This window comes from Roseburia sp. AM23-20, assembly GCF_003470905.1.
GTDB lineage: Bacteria > Bacillota > Clostridia > Lachnospirales > Lachnospiraceae > Roseburia > Roseburia rectibacter.
On record NZ_QRHS01000012.1, the window covers coordinates 1 to 18,393 of the forward strand.

Sequence of the window (18,393 nt, forward strand, 5' to 3'; positions counted from 1 at the left end):
AGTACAATGTAGCAGATGGAAATTTTGGCAAGTCATTAGTCTGAATATCAATGATACAGTACATTAGGATCATAAGCAGATTATAGGCATAATGAATATCAAAAATTCGCACCTACGCCCCCAGTTTTGAGATGAACCGCCCACCCAAATGGTGTTTCATAACCTGGAGGCTGGCATCTTGCGCAAAGTCGAAGTAATTTTGTGACTTTGGGAGAAAATTAGAAAAACTTGGTCTGCCTGTAGTTACACAGTGATGTTCTGCCACGGATGGCAGAACAAGGCTTCACGAGCCAAGGATGGCTCGTTGAACGCCGGTCACGTCACTCCGCCATAACCTAAATCAGGCAGACCTAGCTTTTCTTATTTTCGGACAACGAAACCAAAATTAACTTCGGCTTTGCGCAAGAAGCCACTCACAGACCTACAACACACCATTTGGGCGGGCGATTTATTTCATAAACAAATCATCATTTTGACAAACGATTTTCCATTCTGTGACGGAAAATGAAAGGAAACCTTGGAAACCGCATAGAAAATTTCGTAATTTTTCGGGACAAATCCTCCATATTATAGTATAATGGCGGTACTAAAGTAATATAAACGAAAAATACACTGGAAAAGGAGAACAATCTATGATGAATCCGGCTTCAATTATGAAAATCATGAATGCAAAAAATAAATTCACGGCAAACCATCCGAAATTTGCCGCATTTTTAAATGCAGTATTTTCGACCGGCATCACGGAAGGAACCATTATTGAGATTACCGTGACAAAGCCCGGAGCAGAACCGATCACAACAAATATGAAAGTGCAGCAGTCGGATCTTGATCTGTTGCAGGAATTACAGGATATTGCAAAAATGTAAAAAGAAAAGGAGAAATATATGTTAGGGAAAAAACTTTCTTATCAGATCAATAGCAGTACGGTAGAGTTTGAATTTGAACATGGAACGGCATATGTCACAGTAGTTACGGATACGATCATGAATGTATTTGTTCCGTATCAGTCAAAAGATCACCGCTCAAAGGCAATCGAAGGAGATAAAAGACAGAATGTTTCCGTAAAAGTCTCTGAGGAGAACGGAGCAGTACAGATTAAAACAGATAAACTGACAGCAGAAGTACATGATGATTTTCTCATTGATTTTTATAAAGAAGACGGTACACTTTTATGCGAAGATTTCAGGGGAGAGCGAAAGAAAAAAGCAAGATTAAGTGATGAAGCACTTGCAACTTTAGAATCTGAAGGACATGCTGTCTCTGCAGATGGTGAAAAAGAAGATCCTGTCATGGTCATAAAGAAGATGGACGGAGATGAAAAATTCTATGGGCTTGGAGATAAGACAGGCGTTTTAAATAAAAGAAACTATGAATATGAAAACTGGAATTCTGATCTTCCGCAGGCGCACACGGACGATTTTAAGGCATTGTATAAATCAATTCCATTCCTGATCACGTTAAAAAAGACAGGTGTATTTGGAATGTTTTTTGACAATACCTACAGATCCCATGTTAATCTCGGAAAAGAGAATGATGCATACTATTATTACAGTGCAGAGAACGGAAATCTCGATTACTATTTTATTTCCGGAGAGAAAATGACGGATATCGTGGAAGGTTATACCTATCTGACCGGCAGGACACCATTGCCGCAGTTGTGGACATTAGGACATCATCAGTCGAGATGGGGATATCTGTCCGCCGAGGATATCAGACGTGTGGCGCATAAATACAGAGAACTACAGATACCGTGCGATACGATTCATTTTGATATCGATTATATGGATGGTTATCGCGTATTTACCTGGAATGAAAAGGATTTTGGAGCACCGGGAGGAATCATAAAAGAAATTGCAGAGGATGGTTTTAAGGTTGTCTGCATCATCGATCCGGGTGTGAAATTAGATCCGGGATATGCAAAATATGATGAGGGAATTGCGAATGATTATTTTGCAAAAACACCGGAAGGTGAAGTATACGTTAATGAAGTGTGGCCGGGAGAGGCTGTGTATCCTGATTTTGGAAAACCGGATGTCAGAAAATGGTGGGCGGACAATCAGAAGTTTTTAGTTGATCTTGGTGTACGTGGAACATGGAATGATATGAACGAGCCTGCAAGTTTCCGTGGAGAACTTCCACAGGATGTAGTATTCACGGATGAGGATCAAAAAACGGATCATGCAGCAATGCATAACGTTTATGGTCATCTGATGTCAAAGGCTACCTACGAGGGATTAAAGGAAAATGATAAAAGAAGACCGTTTGTCATCACAAGAGCATGTTATGCAGGAACGCAGAAATACTCTACGGTATGGACAGGAGATAACCAGAGCCTCTGGGCACATCTTAGAATGGCAGTCCCACAACTCTGCAATCTCGGTATGAGTGGAATTGCATTTGCAGGAACAGACGTCGGCGGATTCGGAGCAGACTGTACACCGGAACTGATGTGCCGCTGGGTTCAGGTTGGTGCATTTTCACCACTGTTCCGTAACCATTCTTCCGTGGGAAGTACATACCAGGAGCCATGGCAGTTTGATGAGAAAACGCTTCGCATTTACCGCAAATTTGTAGAATTAAGATATCAGCTGCTTCCGTATCTGTATGATCTGTTCCACGAGTGTGAACTGACGGGACTGCCGGTTATGCGTCCGCTGGTTCTGCATTATGAAAATGATCCGGAAACATGGAACTTAAACGGTGAATTTTTAGTAGGAGAGAATCTTCTTGTTGCACCTGTTTTAGAGCAGGGAGAGACAAAGAAGATCGTATATCTTCCGGAAGGTACCTGGTATGATTATGAGACAAAGAAACCATATCAGGGAAAACAGTATTACATGGTGGATGCACCGCTTGATACCTGTCCGATGTTCGTGAAAGAGGGAGGAATGATTCCGACTTATGAACTGGCACAGTATGTTGGTGAAAAGCCGTATGATACCTTGAAAATGCGCATATATCCGGGAGATGGAACATACCTGCATTACCAGGATAACGGAGAGGATTTTGCTTATCGTGATGGTGCTTATAATGAGTACATGTTTACGCATAAGGGAAATGAAAAAGAGGCATCCGTACAGATGAACAAAGAAGGTTACACAAAATACAAAAATATTCTTTTTGAGTAGGATTTATGGTATGGCTGATGACACAAAAATATTCCTTAAGCATATGATATAGAGATGTTAGTGACAGGAGTAATGTGTGGACTATAATCAGGAACAGTTTTTCCGTATGCAGATGGATGTACCCAAAATGCCATTTTACATGAGTTATCCGATGCAGAATCTGTATCTTACGGAAATGGAATATGAAAAAGATATGGAACGCATGAAAGAGCTTTATCCGAAAGAGGTAAAGACGATCCTTTCTTACGTGGAAGATGAGTGCGATAAAATGGAGTATGAGGGAAGCCTGATGTTTGACGAATATCCGGATCGTCTGATGTTAGAGCAGGTGGCAGAGCGGATTTACCGTAAGGTGGCAGGAGAAGAAAATAATGTTGAGGCAGAACAGTACTGGGGTGGAATGAATCCACCGCCAGGACCGGGAATGCCTCCACCGCCGCCACCAGGACCGGGGATGCCGCCTCCACCGCCCAGAGGACATGATGATATGAGGAGTCTGATCGGGGTATTATTAAATAACGAGATGTATAAACGGCGCTGCAGACACAGAAGATGCAGACGCTGGTGGTAAAATAGCTGATGCAGGAAAAAGGGCAGGTACCTCGATGTGAGGTGCCCTTTTTTTGTGTAATAGGAAAATTCGTTGAAAGTGCCTATTACATAAAAAGCCCTCCGGGCAGGATTCTTTCTTACTTGATATCTTAAATTTTCTAAAAGAATCGGCAATAGGCATTGCGGATTTGAAAAAAAATGCATACAATATAGCTATCGCTTTTTTTGCGGTTTAACAGAGAAAATATATTTCATTCACATAGAGCAAGGAGATAATATCGTGCAGAAAGGTGCAATTAAGGCAGTCGTACTGACCGTCATTTTTTTTGTGGCGGTCGGAATATTTAGTATGATGACAAATCATGTCAATGAAGATCTGACAACAGAAATGAAAAATGCTACGTTACCGGTTATTTCATTAGAGAGCAGCGAACAGGAAATCAATGAATTACATGGATATCGTACAAAAATGAATGCCGCAAGCATGCGCGATACGATCACGCCGATCGGAAAAGACAGAAAACTCCCGGTTACAATTCAGACGTATGAGACGAGTATAGATGCTATATCTTATGAAATACGGAGTCTTGATGGGGAGAGACTGATCGCTAATGCAGATGTCAGTTCCTACGATGAAAAAAAAGGTATGATCAGAGCGGAACTGGAAATTCAGAATCTTCTTCAGGAGGGGGAAGAATATTTACTGCTCATTAATTTAGAGAGCGGGAATGATGTGATCTATTATTATACAAGAATCGTGGAGATGCAGAATGCGCATATAGATGAATCCCTGAAATTTGTTAAGGAGTTTCATAATACCACATTTAATAGTGAAACGTCGGGAACGTTGTCAACGTACATGGAAAAAACGACCGGGGATAATACCACCTTACAGTTTGTTTCGTTAAATTCTTCGTTGAAACAGCTTGCATGGGCAGATTTTAACGGAGAGCAGTTAACGACACCAGTGCCATCGATAAAAGAGATCACAGATACTTATAATGTGATCGTGCTGGATTATGTTGTAACGAGTATCGGGGAGGACGGCGAGAGCGAATATTATAATGTAGAAGAATATTATCGTGTGCGTTATACGAGCAGCCGTATGTATCTGCTTAATTTTGAACGCCGTATGAATCAGATCTTCCGTGGGGAAAATGTCAACTTTTTTGATAATTATATTGAGCTTGGAATACGTTCGGGAAATGTGGAGTATCAGGCAAATGAGACTGGGACTACAGTAGCCTTTGTACAGGAGGGGGAGCTGTGGAGCTATAACGAGACAGAAAATACGCTTGCAAAAGTATTCAGTTTCCGCGGATATGAAGGAATTGACAGCCGCGAAAATTATGGCGAACATGATATCAAGATCGTCCGGATTGATGAGGCAGGGAGCCTTGATTATATCGTGTATGGTTATATGAACCGCGGAAGCCACGAGGGGGAAGTGGGAATACAGGTAAATCATTATGACAGTCTTTCAAATACAAACGAAGAACTGGCATTCATTTCTTCCGATAAAGCATATGAAGTTATGAAATCAGAACTTGGTCAGCTGATGTATGTGAATGAGGGCGGAGAATTATATCTGATGGTGGACGGCAGTGTATATGGGATAGATCTTAGTACATTGGAAATGAAAGAGCTGATAAAAGGACTGGATAAGGAAATATATGCAGTTTCGGAGTCTGACCGCTATTTTGCATGGACAAAAGGCAGCCAGAATGGACAGAGTGATACGATCTGTCTCATAAACTTTTCGAATGAAAAAATAACAACGATAACAGAAGGAAGCAGCAAATATGTAAAACCGCTTGGATTTATGGGAGATGATTTTGTATATGGTGTAGCGAATGCTGCAGATGTATCAACAGAAGCTGCCGGGAATGTTATTTTTCCGATGTATCAGATTAAAATTCTGGATGTGTCGTCCGATGAACCATCTGTGTTAAAAACTTATGAAAAAAATGGTTATTATGTATCAGGTGTTGATATTGATGATTATACTATGTATTTAAACCGCATCCAGTATAATGGAACCGCCTATGTTGATGCAGATCAGGATATGATCATGAACAGGGAGGGAGATGGAAATAAAATTGTTTCCATTGTAAGCAGTAATTCCGACAGCAAAGAAACCCAGTTTGAAATATCTCTGCCGGAAACTGTAGGGGCGAAGGCTCCGAGGCTGCTTACTCCGAGAGAAACCATATTAGAGCAGGAGCGTACACTCACACTTGAGGATAAGGGTGATAGTAGGAAATATTATGTTTATGTAAAAGGTGATGTGGTCTATACTACAGATCAGGTGGCAGATGCGATCACAAAAGCGAATGAAAATATGGGAGTTGTGGTAGGAAAAGATCAGGAATATATCTGGAAACGTTCCAGAGATGCGATCAGACCGGCTCTTTCCGATATTGCGGTTGGCGCGGAAGATGCATCCTCTAACAGCATTGCGCAGTGTATCAATGCAATGCTTGAAAAGGAGGGAATTAATATCAGTGTAAGTGCATTGATCGCAGGCGGAGAAACACCAAAGAATATCCTGAGCAATACCATGAAAGATGCAAGAATTTTAGATCTGACAGGATGCAGTGTGGAGGAAGTCCTTTACTATGTAAGCTGTGGTAATCCTGTATTTGCGATGACGGGAAGCGATGAAGCGGTACTTGTGGTAGGCTATGATGCCAATAATGTCATTATCTTTGATCCGTCAACCGGAAGTAATTTTAAGCAGAGCCTGACAGATGCGGATGAAGTTTTTAAGGAAGCCGGAAATGTATTTTTCACATACCTCAAGTAAAAGAACAAAAATGCGGATATACAGACACATTGTAAGTATATATACATGAAAAAAACGAGAAAACTGCATAAAAAAACAGTGCTTCCATAGAATAGTTCGTTGAACTTTAACAGATTTAAGTGAGACGTATTGCAAATTAAAGTCGAATGGGTTATATTTTGAGAAGTACTTGAAAAGAGGAAGAGGATGAATATGAGCAGAAAAGAAGTAGTGGTTTCGAATGTTTCTAAAGAACACGATAATCCGATTGCAGAACTGGTTCAGGTGGCATGCCGCTATGACAGTGAGATTATCCTTGAGAGCAATAACCGCCGGATCAATGCAAAGAGTATCATGGGAATTATGGCATTTAATCCTTCAAAAGGTATGACTGTCAATATCGTTGCAGAAGGAAGCGATGAAGAAGAAGCATTAGACGCAATGGAGAAGTTTTTAGTTTGTGAGTAATTTTTGTTGAGGAGGGAATTCATTATGGCAAAAGAAACTATAGCAAAAAATAATGCAACAAAAACTAATGTTGTAAAAACAGCAGAGCCAAAGACAAACGAAAAGCAGGCAGAAGTATTGCAGGCAGCAAAGAATGTGGCAGCAACAGCAAAAACAGTTGTAAAAGAATCTGCAACTGAGGTAAAAGCAGCAGTAGCTGAGAAAACAACAGCAGTTAAAGAAGCAGTAGAAGAAATGACAGCAGCAAAGGCTGCATCGTCAACAAAACCAGTTGTCGAGAAAAAGGAAACAGCAAAACCTGTAAAAGAGAAGAAACCTTCAAGAGCAGCAAAGAAAGCGGCAGCGAAAGCAGCAAAGGAAGAATTAGTTCCGGAAGTATTTATTCAGTATCAGGGAAATGAAGCGATCGTTGCAGATGTGATCGAGAAAGCAAAAAATGAGTTTGTTGCAGAGGGTCACAGAGCATCATCTATCAAGAGTCTTCAGGTATATTTAAAACCGGAAGAATTTGCAGCATATTATGTGATCAACCAGAAGTTTGCAGGAAGAGTTGATCTGTTTTAAATAAGTCTGTAAGACACAAATACATAGAAGTGAAATAGAAGGAACCGATGTACCAAAAAGTACTGAGGTTCCTTTTTTAATTCATGATCATGGAATGAAGGCATCCTGTTATTTGTAAAGAAAAGCCGGCACAAAAAGTACCGGCTTTTGAAAAGTATTTCAGGATTATTTCTGCTCTGCTTTGTATTTGGATACCAGACGTTCGATTCTGTCATACGGGTTTAACAGATCGCTGATGGAAGAATCATGGTTTAAGGTATCAATGATATAAGCGATGTATTTACTCATATCACAGCTGATGTAATAAGGTTTGGATAAGAGCTCAGGTGTCTGATAAGTAAGGTTTGTAGTAACGACTTTGTAGATGATACCATCAGCAACTGCCTGATCAAATTTTTCTAAACCGTTTGTGAAGAGTCCGAAAGTTGCAACAACGAAGATACGGTTTGCTTTACGTTTCTTTAATTCAGTTGCAACATCGATCATACTTTCACCGGAAGAGATCATGTCATCAATAATGATAACGTCTTTTCCTTCCACGGAGGAACCTAAGAATTCATGTGCAACGATCGGGTTACGTCCGTCTACGATACGGCTGTAATCACGTCTCTTATAGAACATACCGACATCTAAACCGAGAACGCTTGCAAGATATACAGCACGGTTCGTACCGCCTTCATCCGGGCTGATTACCATCATATGATCAGAATCGATCTTTAAGTCAGTCACTTCACGCAGGATGCCTTTTACAAACTGGTATGCAGGCTGTACAGTTTCAAAGCCTTTTAATGGAATTGCATTCTGGACACGTGGATCATGAGCATCAAATGTGATGATGTTGTCTACACCCATTGCAGTCAGTTCCTGTAATGCTAAAGCACAATCTAAGGATTCGCGGGAAGTACGTTTGTGCTGACGGCTTTCATATAAGAAAGGAATGATGACTGTGATACGTCTTGCTTTACCGCCAACGGCTGCAATGATACGTTTTAAATCTGCATAGTGATCATCCGGTGACATGTGATTTTCATGACCGCATACAGAGTAGGTAAGGCTGTAATTTGTCACATCGACCATCAGGTACAGATCGTATCCACGAACAGATTCTTTGATCACACCTTTTGCTTCACCGGTTCCGAAACGCGGAACAGCGGTAGAGATGATGTAAGAATCGCGGCGGTAATCCTTGAAGGCAAGATCAGATGCATGCTGATGCTGTCTTTTTTCTCTCCAGCCGACCAGATACTTGTCTACTTTCAGACCAAGCTCTTTGCAGCTCTCAAGCGGGATCAGACCAAGTGCTCCATCAGGTAAGGTTTCTAGGTTTCTTTCATCGTTTGGCATTGAATGGTTCCTCCATAAAAATTTGTTTACATGTATTTCAATAGATTGCTCTAATTGAAGGCAGAAAAAGTATCGTGTGTCTGTTGCAATGATTAACGTCTCCGCTTCTGCATCCTGATATCTTCCCCGAATAATTTGATCAGAACATAATTATCCATGATTCTCGATAAGATTCGCTCCGAATACAGATCGGTAAGCTGTGATAATCCGAGATTTGTGGAAATGATGGTTGATTTCCGGTGCAGGATTCTTTCGTTTAAACATAAAAACAACTGGGAAGTTGTAAAAGAATTTGTAAGCTCTGTGCCAAGATCATCTATGATCAGAAGATCGCATGTAAAAATATTTTCATTTGCGGCAATCGCATCTTCATCTTTTGCAAATACACCCTTGCTTAATATATCAAATAATTGGAACGCCGTAAAGTAAATTACAGAATGACCGTGATCCATCAGCTCTTTCGCAACGCAGTTTGACAGAAAAGTTTTGCCGATACCGGTATCTCCGTAAAAGTAAAGATTGGAAAATGTATCATCAAAGTGATCGATAAAGTCGTGACATTTTGCGACAGCATCTTTTGCTGTTGCCAAAGATGATAACCCGGTTGCAGGATTTATGTCTTTATCAGAATAATAGTCAAAAGAAAATGTGGAAAAATTCTCACGGAGCAGGATGCTTTTTAAATTCGACTGGGTATAGACCAGATCGATCGCAGCCTGTGTAAAACAGTGGCAGCGTTTCCCGTCGATAAAACCGGTGTCCTTACAATCCGGGCATTCATAAGAAGTCTCCAGATAATCAGCAGCCAGACCGGCTTTTTTTAGAAGATCCTTTTTCTCACTGCGGTAGGAGGCAATCTGTTCTTTTAAGGTATGAAGAGCTTTGGTATCGCCGTCTAAGAGCTTCTTTGCCTGTGCAACGGAACAGGTTGCGATGGCATCATCAATCTCGCGGAGACGCGGAATCTTGATGTAGGCATAGCGTGTCCGTTCTTCCCTGTCATGTTCATTTTTTAACTGTCGGGCATCGTATGCCCGTATGATCTCGTCATATTGCGAATTTGTCAGAGGCATGTTCTTATCCTAATCTCCATTTTTGCCTGTTTTAGTATGAAGACAATATTTTCATACTATTCTATGGTATCAGCGTTTTGAATTGGTTGTCAGTAACATTTTTTCAAGCTCATCATATTCATAGGAACGGTGTCCGATGTTGTTGAACTTATTTTTTGAACCAGCCGCTTCCTGTGCGGAAGTCTTTGCACGTTCTTTATGTTCAAGATTTAAACGTTTTACATCTTCCATGGTATGTACGTTTAATTTACGCCAGTTCGAAAGCATTTTATCCGTGTAAGGAAAACTCGGCTGATGGATACTCTGTATGGTCTGCTGACATGCCGCACAGATGATGTCGATGGAAAAACCATACTCGGAACGCCATTTTTCAATGAAGTCTGTTTCAGATGGAACGAGATTCCTTCCGGTAATGCCAAAGGAACGCATTACTGCATAATAAGCCGGACTGTGGATCTTTGCTTCCTGTTTGGCGGAGGTTACAGTCCGGATACCGCTTTCTGCCCATTTCAACGCCGTAGCTTCGATGTAGCGGATCGCAGTATGGTTTTTGCTTACGCAGTATTCCACCAGATATTCGATCAGATCCGGTGAAAAAGAAAGTTCTTCATATAAATACAAAAGCGTGTTTGTATCAGTCTGGCTGAGAGGGCGTCCGAGATAGCGTTCTGTAATAAAAAGAAGTTCTGCGATCTGGTCATTTTCCTGAAACTGCTTTAATTCATCGCGGGTGTAATCCCTCTTTGGAGGAAAATTTTCCGTATCTGCAGAAGAAATACCATCATCATCTGAGGAGGTGTATTCGTCTGCAGATGATGAAATGCTGTTTGAGTCGGGTGCCTCTGCGGCAGATTCATTTTCTGAAAATTCGCCGGTTACATCAGTTTTATCCCTGGATGCAGAATCAATAAGGCACACACCGGTTAAGTTATGATCTGTATCGTATTCCAGACGCAAAAGATGCATGCGTTCCCAATAACTTAAGGCACGTTTTACATCTTTTTCTGTGTGTTCGAATTTATCTGCAATGGAAGAAATCGAAAAAGCGGAATCCGGGGCATTCATCAGACGCAGCAGGTACAGGTAGATCTTTACAAATTCTCCATTTGCGTCAGACATATATTCATCAATAAAAATATTCGATACACTCGTGGCAGAAGATGCGCTGTCACTGTGGATTAGTATTTTAGCCATGAAGGAAACCCTCTTTCGATAATATTCTAAAAGTATAAGCATAAATATTTGCTGCGCCACAAATTATAGCATAGGAAAAGAAAAAAGAGAAGAACAATTTTGAATACAAATGCTGTAAAATCAAGGGTTAAGGGGAATGTGGATAATGTGGATAAAAAGTGAATACATAAAAAACGAAAGTGATGGCAACTGTGACAAAATACAGAAAACAAGGGACATGAAAGAAAACGGAACAATAAAAGAGGGACATGTTATGTCGACAAGAAAAATCCACATTCGATGGTTGAAGTTTTCCCCAATCGAATGTGGATAATGTGGATAACTTATCTGCCAAGAAGGTGTTCACCAACGTTTACGATATCTCCGGCACCCATAGTTATCAACAGATCACCGTTTATACATTTTTTCAATAAAAATTTCTCGATTTCTTCAAAGGAAGGGAAATAATAACATTCTGTTCCTTTGTCCTTTAATTTTTCAAGGATATCTTTCGAGCTGATTCCGTAAGTATTTTTCTCGCGGGCAGCATAGATATCTGCAAGAACGACTACGTCAGCCATGGAAAGCACATCTGCAAAGTCATCTAAAAATGCTTTTGTCCTGGAATAAGTGTGCGGCTGGAAAGCTAAGACCAGACGTTTGTGCGGATAATTCTTTGCAGCAGTTAATGTTGCACGGATCTCTGTCGGATGATGCGCATAATCATCAATGATAGTAACGCCATCCACACATCCTTTATATTCAAAACGACGGTCTGCACCTCCGAAAGCGGATAAACCGGCGAGGATCGCATCCTTTGAAATGCCAAGGTCAAGTGTAAGTGCAATCGCTGCAAGCGCATTTGAGATATTGTGCATGCCTGGAACATGCAGTTTGACATCCATGACCGGAGAACCGTGATGCATAGCTGTAAAGGAAGCACATGCTGTCTCATCAAATGTAACATCGGACGGATAATAGTCGCAGGAGTCATTCAGACCGAAAGTGATCACCTTGGGATCTAAACCATCTGTAAGCTCGGTGTAATTTTCAATTTCACCGTTGATAATGATCGCACCGTCTTTTTTTGTATTTCCTGCAAATTTTCGGAATGAATTGCGGATGTCCTGAATATCTTTAAAGAAGTCAAGGTGTTCCGCTTCCACGTTTAAAATGACACTGTAGCGTGGATAAAAATGAAGAAAACTGTTGGTATATTCGCACGCTTCGGATACAAAAATATCGGACTTGCCTACTTTTATATTGCCGTCGATGGCTTTTAAAATCCCACCCACGGAAATAGTAGGATCTGCATTTGCGGCAAGAAGGATCTGACTGATCATGGATGTGGTCGTCGTTTTTCCGTGGGTACCGGCAACGGCGATGGAATTGTTGTAATTGTCCATGATCTGGCCAAGCAGTTCTGCACGGCTTAACATTGGGATGCTGCTCTCTTTTGCGGCCGCGTATTCCGGATTGTCTTCACGGATGGCTGCGGTGTAGACGATAAGATCAATGTCATCGCTAAGGTTTTCGGCCTTCTGACCGTAAAAAATACGGGCACCCATGTGCTCTAAATGTCTGGTCAGTCCGGATTCCTTTGTGTCAGATCCTGAGATGGTAAAATGTTCTTCTAAAAGTATCTCAGCAAGACCACTCATGCTGATACCGCCGATCCCGATGAAATGGATGTGCAGCGGCTGGTTGAAATTGATTTTATACATTTATTGATACCTGCCTGTTTTATTAATAATTCTGTTTGTTTCATTATACCCGTATGGAATCAATTTGCAAATTCTTTTGAGGAAAAATCTTTTCGACAGAAAAAAAGAATTGTAGATAAAATTTTATCAATTTGTGCAATGTGTCAAAAATATGTAAAATCAAAAAAAAATATTGTGAAAAATGATGTACATGAGATTTGGAGTGTGGTATAATTAAAAATACCAAAAGGAATAGATTGACTAGAAAGTGACGAGAGGTGATTGACGTGATTCGAAAAGAAATGATAGCCATGCTATTGGCTGGAGGACAGGGCAGCCGTCTTGGAGTGCTTACAGCAAAGGTTGCCAAACCCGCAGTTGCGTTTGGAGGAAAGTATCGTATTATCGATTTCCCACTCAGCAACTGTATTAATTCAGGAATTGATACCGTTGGTGTTCTGACACAGTATCAGCCGTTACGTTTAAATACCCATATCGGAATCGGTATTCCGTGGGATCTTGACCGTAACAATGGCGGTGTAACGGTGCTTCCACCTTATGAGAAGAGCAATAACAGCGAGTGGTACAGTGGAACAGCAAATGCAATCTACCAGAATATGAATTACATGGAGAGCTATAATCCGGAATATGTCCTGATCTTATCAGGTGACCATATTTATAAGATGGATTATGAGGTAATGCTCGATTTCCATAAAGAAAATCATGCAGATGTAACGATTGCAACAATGCCGGTACCGATCGAAGAAGCAAGCAGGTTTGGAATCGTGATCGCGGATGAAAATAAAAAAATACAGGATTTTGAGGAGAAACCGGCAGAGCCGAGAAGCAATCTTGCATCCATGGGAATCTATATTTTCAGCTGGAATGTTTTGAAGGAAGCATTACATGCCATGAAAGACCAGAGTGGCTGTGATTTCGGCAAGCATATTATTCCATACTGCCATGAGAGAGGAAAACGTCTTTTCGCCTATGAATTTAATGGTTACTGGAAGGATGTTGGAACCTTAGGCTCCTATTGGGAAGCCAATATGGAACTCATCGATCTGATCCCGGAGTTCAATCTGTATGAAGAATACTGGAAGATCTACACAAAGAGCGATATCATTGAACCGCAGTATCTGTCAGAAGATTCTGTGGTTGAGAAGAGTATTATCGGTGAGGGATCTGAAATATATGGAGAAGTGCACAGTTCTGTCATCGGTGCAGGTGTTACGATCGGTAAAGGCAGTGTAGTAAGGAATTCAATAATTATGAAAGGGACACAGATTGGTGAAGGTGTCACGATAGATAAGTCAATCGTTGCAGAAAACTGCCATATTGGTAACAATGTGGTGCTTGGAGTCGGTGAGGAAGCACCGAACAAGCTGAATGCAAGTATATATTCTTTTGGTCTTGTAACAATAGGTGAAGATTCCGTGGTGCCGGATGGCGTTCAGATAGGAAAGAATACGGCAATTTCCGGAGTTACGGAAAAAGAAGATTATCCGGATGGAATTCTTGGAAGCGGTGAAGCAATTATTAAGGCAGGTGACTCAGAATGAAGGCAATAGGTATTATTTTAGCTGGCGGTAATAACAGCCGTATGCAGGAACTATCCAATAAAAGAGCGATTGCAGCAATGCCTGTCGGAGGCAGCTATCGCAGCATTGATTTTGCACTCAGCAATATGAGCAATTCGCATATACAGACAGTTGCAGTACTGACACAGTACAGCGCCAGATCCTTAAATGAGCATCTGAGTTCCTCAAAATGGTGGGATTTCGGAAGAAAACAGGGTGGACTGTTCGTATTTAACCCGACAGTTACGGTTGATAACAGCTGGTGGTATCGCGGAACGGCAGATGCCATGTATCAGAATATCAGCTTCTTAAAGAAACGCCATGAACCGTATGTCATCATTACGAGCGGTGATTGTGTTTATAAGATTGATTACAATAAAGTACTTGAATATCATATCGAAAAGAAAGCGGATATCACGGTAGTGTGCAAAGATATGGCACCGGATGTGGATGTAAGCCGTTTTGGTGTGGTACGGATGAATGAAGATTCCAGGATCGTAGAATTTGAAGAGAAACCGATGGTATCCCAGTCTAACACCATTTCTACCGGTATTTATATCGTGCGCAGAAGACAGTTGATCGAGATGTTAGAGCGCAGTGCAGAGGAAGGACGCTGGGATTTTGTTACGGATATTCTGATTCGTTATAAAAATATGAAGCGTATCTATGGTTACAAGATGAAAGAATACTGGAGCAACATCGCAACTGTTGAGTCTTATTACCAGACAAATATGGATTTCCTGAAACCGGAGGTACGCAGATACTTTTTCCATGATGAGCCGAAGATCTATTCAAAGGTTGATGATCTCCCACCTGCAAAATATAATGCAGGCTCTGATGTGCGGAACAGCCTGATCGCGAGCGGATGTATCGTGAACAGCAAAGTGGAAAATTCTATCCTGTTCAAAAAAGTATTTGTTGGCAAGAACTGTGTAATTAAAAACTCTATTATCTTAAATGATGTATATATTGGCGATAATACACATATCGAGAACTGTATCGTGGAGAGCAGGGACACATTGAAAGCAAATACATATTATTGTGGAGACAATGGTATCAAGATTGTTTCTGAGAACAATGAGCGCTACGTGTTGTAAAAATGCATTTTCGGGACAAGGGTAAAACAACTTAAAGGGGGACATAAGACATGCAGATAACGGACGTGAGGATCAGAAAAGTAGAAAAAGAAGGCAAGATGAAAGCGGTAGTTTCAATCACGATCGATGAAGAGTTCGTGGTACATGATATCAAGATCATTGAAGGGGAAAAAGGTCTTTTTATTGCAATGCCAAGCCGCAAGGCTGCGGATGGAGAATACCGCGATATTGCACATCCGATCAACTCTGGTACAAGAGAACGGATTCAGAAACTGATCTTGGAAAAGTACGAGGAGACATTAGCTGCTGAGGAGTAAGGAGCTTTTGGCAGCAGGTCTTTGAGGAAGATTGTTGTGTCGGCAGAATAAAAAGAATGAGCGGCTGTAACAGGGGATTGTTGTTACAGCCGCTTTTTGGTGTGTGTTAAACAGTTGATTCGCCAAATGATGGTTTGTGGTTGTGATGTGAGTTTCCCTGTGTAGGGTGGTTCTGGGGGGTTACGATTGGCAAATTGCATCAAGCCGGGACTGTTTTGTTTCGTTGTCCGAAAATAAGGCAATCTAGGTCTGCCTGCTTAGGTTGTGGTAGAGTGACGTGTGCGTCCTAAATGTGCCGTCCGGGCACATTAGGACTTGTGCTGCCGTCCGTGGCAGCACAACACTGTGTTACGAACAGGCAGACTAAGATTGCCTAATTTTCTTCCAAAGTCACAAAACGAGTCCCGGCTTGATGCGATTTGCCAGCCGCAAGGATGTGAACCACCCTTCGCCGGGGAACTCATTTTACAACTTTGGGGGTGCGTAAATTTTTAGTGTTTTGTGTCTTTATTTCCATACACATTTGAAAATATTTTGTGTTATTGGTCTGGAAATTTACGAAAAAATCATGTAATACAATGTAGCAGATGGAAAATCTGGGAAGCCATTAGGTTGAATATTAATGATACAGTATATTAGCATTTTAAGCATATTTCCATTTGTGCGAATATCGAAAATTCGCACCTACGCCCCCAGTTTTGAGATGAACCGCCCGCCCCAATGGTGTTCATAACCTGGAGGCTGGCATCTTGCGCAAAGCCGAAGCTAATTTTGTGACTTTGGGAGAAAATTAGAAAATCTTGGTATGCCTGTCTACACACAGTGATGTTCTGCCACGGATGGCAGAACAAGGCAGCATCGAGTCATGGATGACTCGTTGTTGCCGGTCACGCCACTCCGAGAAAACCTAAATCAGGCATACCTAGACTTTTCTTATTTTCGTACAACGGAACAAAAATTACTTCGGCTTTGCGCAAGATGCCATTCACAAGCCTATGAAACACCATTTGGACGGGCGATTTATTTCATAAACAAACCATCATTTGGTGGCAGCTTATTATAATGACGGTGTGAAAAATACTTGTAAAATCAGGAAAGTCCTGTAAAATAAAACATAGACTGCAATGAGAAAAACAGTATGGTATGGTGAACAATATCAGAAAAATAGCACGTAGATGCAGGAGGATACATATGGAACAGTTAAAAGCGGTAATACTTGCAGCAGGTAAAGGAACACGTATGAAATCAGATCTGCCGAAAGTGGTACATACAATAGAAGGAAAATGTCTGGTAGATTATGCAATCGAAGCAGCGATCGGAGCAGGGGCAGAGGACATCTGTCTGGTTGTCGGATACAAATATGAAGTCGTACGGGAGACGATCCTGCATCAGGAGGTCAGCTTTGTATTACAGGAGGAACAGCTTGGAACCGGGCATGCAGTGCGCTGTGCAAAGGATTTCTTAGGAGATGCGGGACAGACGATGATCCTGTTTGGAGATACGCCTTTGATCACCGCGGAAACATTGAAGCGCTTGAAAGAATACCATACAAAGAATAAAAATACGGTTACCGTATTATCCGCCATGGTGGAAGATCCGACCGGATATGGAAGGATCATTCGTGATGCAGATGGTAATTTCGTAAAAAGTGTAGAGCACAAAGATGCAAGTGAGGAAGAGAGAGCTTCTCATGAGATCAATTCCGGCATGTATATTTTTGATACAAAGGAATTAAAAGAGGCACTTGAAAAAATCCAGCCGAATAATGCGCAGGGTGAATATTATCTGCCGGATACGCTGACAATTATAAAGAACAAAGGACTAAAAGTGGATGCATTTGCATTAAGTGATCCGGAGGATATCATGGGTGTGAATGACCAGGAGCAGTTGAAATCTGCAGCAGAGATCATTCGCAGACGGAATCAGGCAAAATAAATGGGATGGAAAGATTTATTCCGGTCACGGTGGATAAAAGATACAGAAATGGAGAAATACATGTTTTTGATCGTAGGGCTCGGAAATCCGGGAAAACAGTATGAGCACACCAGACACAATATCGGATTTGATGTCATGGATGCGCTTGCAGAGAAATATAATATCAGTATCAGTGAAAAAAAACATAAGGCACTCTGTGGAAAAGGTGTCATAAACGGTGTGAAAGTTGTGCTGGCAAAACCACAGACATATATGAATTTAAGCGGGGAGAGTGTGGCAGAACTGCTCAGTTATTACAAGATGGACCCGGAAGAAGAGATGATCGTGATCTATGATGACATCAGCCTTGCGCCGGGAAATCTGCGCATCCGCAAGAAAGGAAGTGCAGGCGGGCACAACGGCATCAAAAATATCATTGCGATGACCGGGACGCAGAATTTTTTGCGCATCAAAGTCGGTGTCGGGGAAAAACCGGCGGGCTGGGATCTTGCAGACCATGTGTTAGGACATTTTGATGCCGCAGACCGCGTAGAAGTTGAGAAAGCGATCGGGCATGCCGTAGAGGCTGTTGAAATGATGGTTGCCGGTGAAACAGATGCAGCGATGAATCATTATAATGTAAAAAAGAAAGAAGCGTAAATGGGATTTGTGTGAATAAAGATTTTCACACACCG

General features: G+C 41.4%; 15 protein-coding genes. 11 read left to right on the forward strand and 4 right to left on the reverse strand.

The features are described 5' to 3' along the window. Positions 1–632: 632 nt before the first annotated feature. The 6 genes from DW650_RS10395 (at position 633) to DW650_RS10420 (ending at position 7,497) form a co-directional block, all read left to right on the forward strand. Entirely contained in the window at positions 633–866 is a 234-nt protein-coding gene (locus DW650_RS10395) for a hypothetical protein (RefSeq protein WP_199654254.1), read from the forward strand. A gap of 18 nt (positions 867–884) precedes the next feature. Beyond that, positions 885–3,128 carry a glycoside hydrolase family 31 protein gene (locus DW650_RS10400; RefSeq protein WP_118209860.1) on the forward strand — a complete coding sequence of 748 codons (2,244 nt, stop codon included), beginning with the start codon at positions 885–887 and terminating at the stop codon, positions 3,126–3,128. 76 nt (positions 3,129–3,204) lie between these two features. Continuing rightward, positions 3,205–3,699, forward strand: a complete 495-nt coding sequence (locus DW650_RS19760; RefSeq protein ID WP_199536247.1) for a hypothetical protein — start codon at positions 3,205–3,207, stop codon at positions 3,697–3,699. A gap of 261 nt (positions 3,700–3,960) precedes the next feature. Then, on the forward strand, positions 3,961–6,486 hold the full coding sequence (locus DW650_RS10410; RefSeq protein ID WP_118209861.1) for a hypothetical protein: 2,526 nt from the start codon (positions 3,961–3,963) through the stop codon (positions 6,484–6,486). A 192-nt stretch (positions 6,487–6,678) separates the two neighbouring features. Then, positions 6,679–6,933 (forward strand): HPr family phosphocarrier protein, encoded by a 255-nt coding sequence (locus DW650_RS10415; RefSeq protein WP_015560179.1) that lies wholly within the window; start codon positions 6,679–6,681, stop codon positions 6,931–6,933. 24 nt (positions 6,934–6,957) lie between these two features. Further along, on the forward strand, positions 6,958–7,497 hold the full coding sequence (locus DW650_RS10420) for a DUF6465 family protein (RefSeq protein ID WP_118209862.1): 540 nt from the start codon (positions 6,958–6,960) through the stop codon (positions 7,495–7,497). 165 nt (positions 7,498–7,662) lie between these two features. Here DW650_RS10420 and DW650_RS10425 read toward each other — a convergent pair whose 3' ends face one another. The 4 genes from DW650_RS10425 to murC all read right to left on the reverse strand — a co-directional run bounded on the left by DW650_RS10425 (position 7,663) and on the right by murC (position 12,811). Continuing rightward, a complete protein-coding gene (locus DW650_RS10425) occupies positions 7,663–8,841 on the reverse strand; it encodes a ribose-phosphate pyrophosphokinase (RefSeq protein WP_117922559.1) in 1,179 nt (392 codons plus the stop codon). A 92-nt stretch (positions 8,842–8,933) separates the two neighbouring features. Beyond that, positions 8,934–9,914, reverse strand: a complete 981-nt coding sequence (locus tag DW650_RS10430) for an ATP-binding protein (RefSeq protein WP_118209863.1) — start codon at positions 9,912–9,914, stop codon at positions 8,934–8,936. A gap of 69 nt (positions 9,915–9,983) precedes the next feature. Then, positions 9,984–11,108: a DnaD domain protein gene (locus DW650_RS10435; protein WP_118209864.1), complete on the reverse strand. Its 1,125-nt coding sequence runs from the start codon at positions 11,106–11,108 to the stop codon at positions 9,984–9,986. 323 nt (positions 11,109–11,431) lie between these two features. After that, positions 11,432–12,811 (reverse strand): UDP-N-acetylmuramate--L-alanine ligase, encoded by a 1,380-nt coding sequence (gene murC, locus DW650_RS10445; RefSeq protein ID WP_118209866.1) that lies wholly within the window; start codon positions 12,809–12,811, stop codon positions 11,432–11,434. Positions 12,812–13,077: 266 nt separating this feature from the next. Here murC and DW650_RS10450 point away from each other — a divergent pair, with 266 nt between their 5' ends. The 5 genes from DW650_RS10450 (at position 13,078) to pth (ending at position 18,358) form a co-directional block, all read left to right on the forward strand. Beyond that, positions 13,078–14,352 (forward strand): glucose-1-phosphate adenylyltransferase, encoded by a 1,275-nt coding sequence (locus DW650_RS10450; RefSeq protein ID WP_199654256.1) that lies wholly within the window; start codon positions 13,078–13,080, stop codon positions 14,350–14,352. Beyond that, positions 14,349–15,467 (forward strand): glucose-1-phosphate adenylyltransferase subunit GlgD, encoded by a 1,119-nt coding sequence (glgD, locus tag DW650_RS10455; protein WP_006856279.1) that lies wholly within the window; start codon positions 14,349–14,351, stop codon positions 15,465–15,467. The genes DW650_RS10450 and glgD overlap by 4 nt, the downstream gene beginning before the upstream one ends. A 50-nt stretch (positions 15,468–15,517) precedes the next feature. Continuing rightward, positions 15,518–15,784, forward strand: a complete 267-nt coding sequence (gene spoVG, locus DW650_RS10460) for a septation regulator SpoVG (RefSeq protein WP_117922555.1) — start codon at positions 15,518–15,520, stop codon at positions 15,782–15,784. A gap of 1,191 nt (positions 15,785–16,975) precedes the next feature. After that, on the forward strand, positions 16,976–17,719 hold the full coding sequence (locus tag DW650_RS10465) for a sugar phosphate nucleotidyltransferase (RefSeq protein ID WP_118209867.1): 744 nt from the start codon (positions 16,976–16,978) through the stop codon (positions 17,717–17,719). Between the two features lie 60 nt (positions 17,720–17,779). Further along, positions 17,780–18,358, forward strand: coding sequence for an aminoacyl-tRNA hydrolase (gene pth, locus DW650_RS10470; protein ID WP_186899368.1), 579 nt, complete (start codon positions 17,780–17,782; stop codon positions 18,356–18,358). The last annotated feature ends 35 nt before the right edge of the window (positions 18,359–18,393 follow it).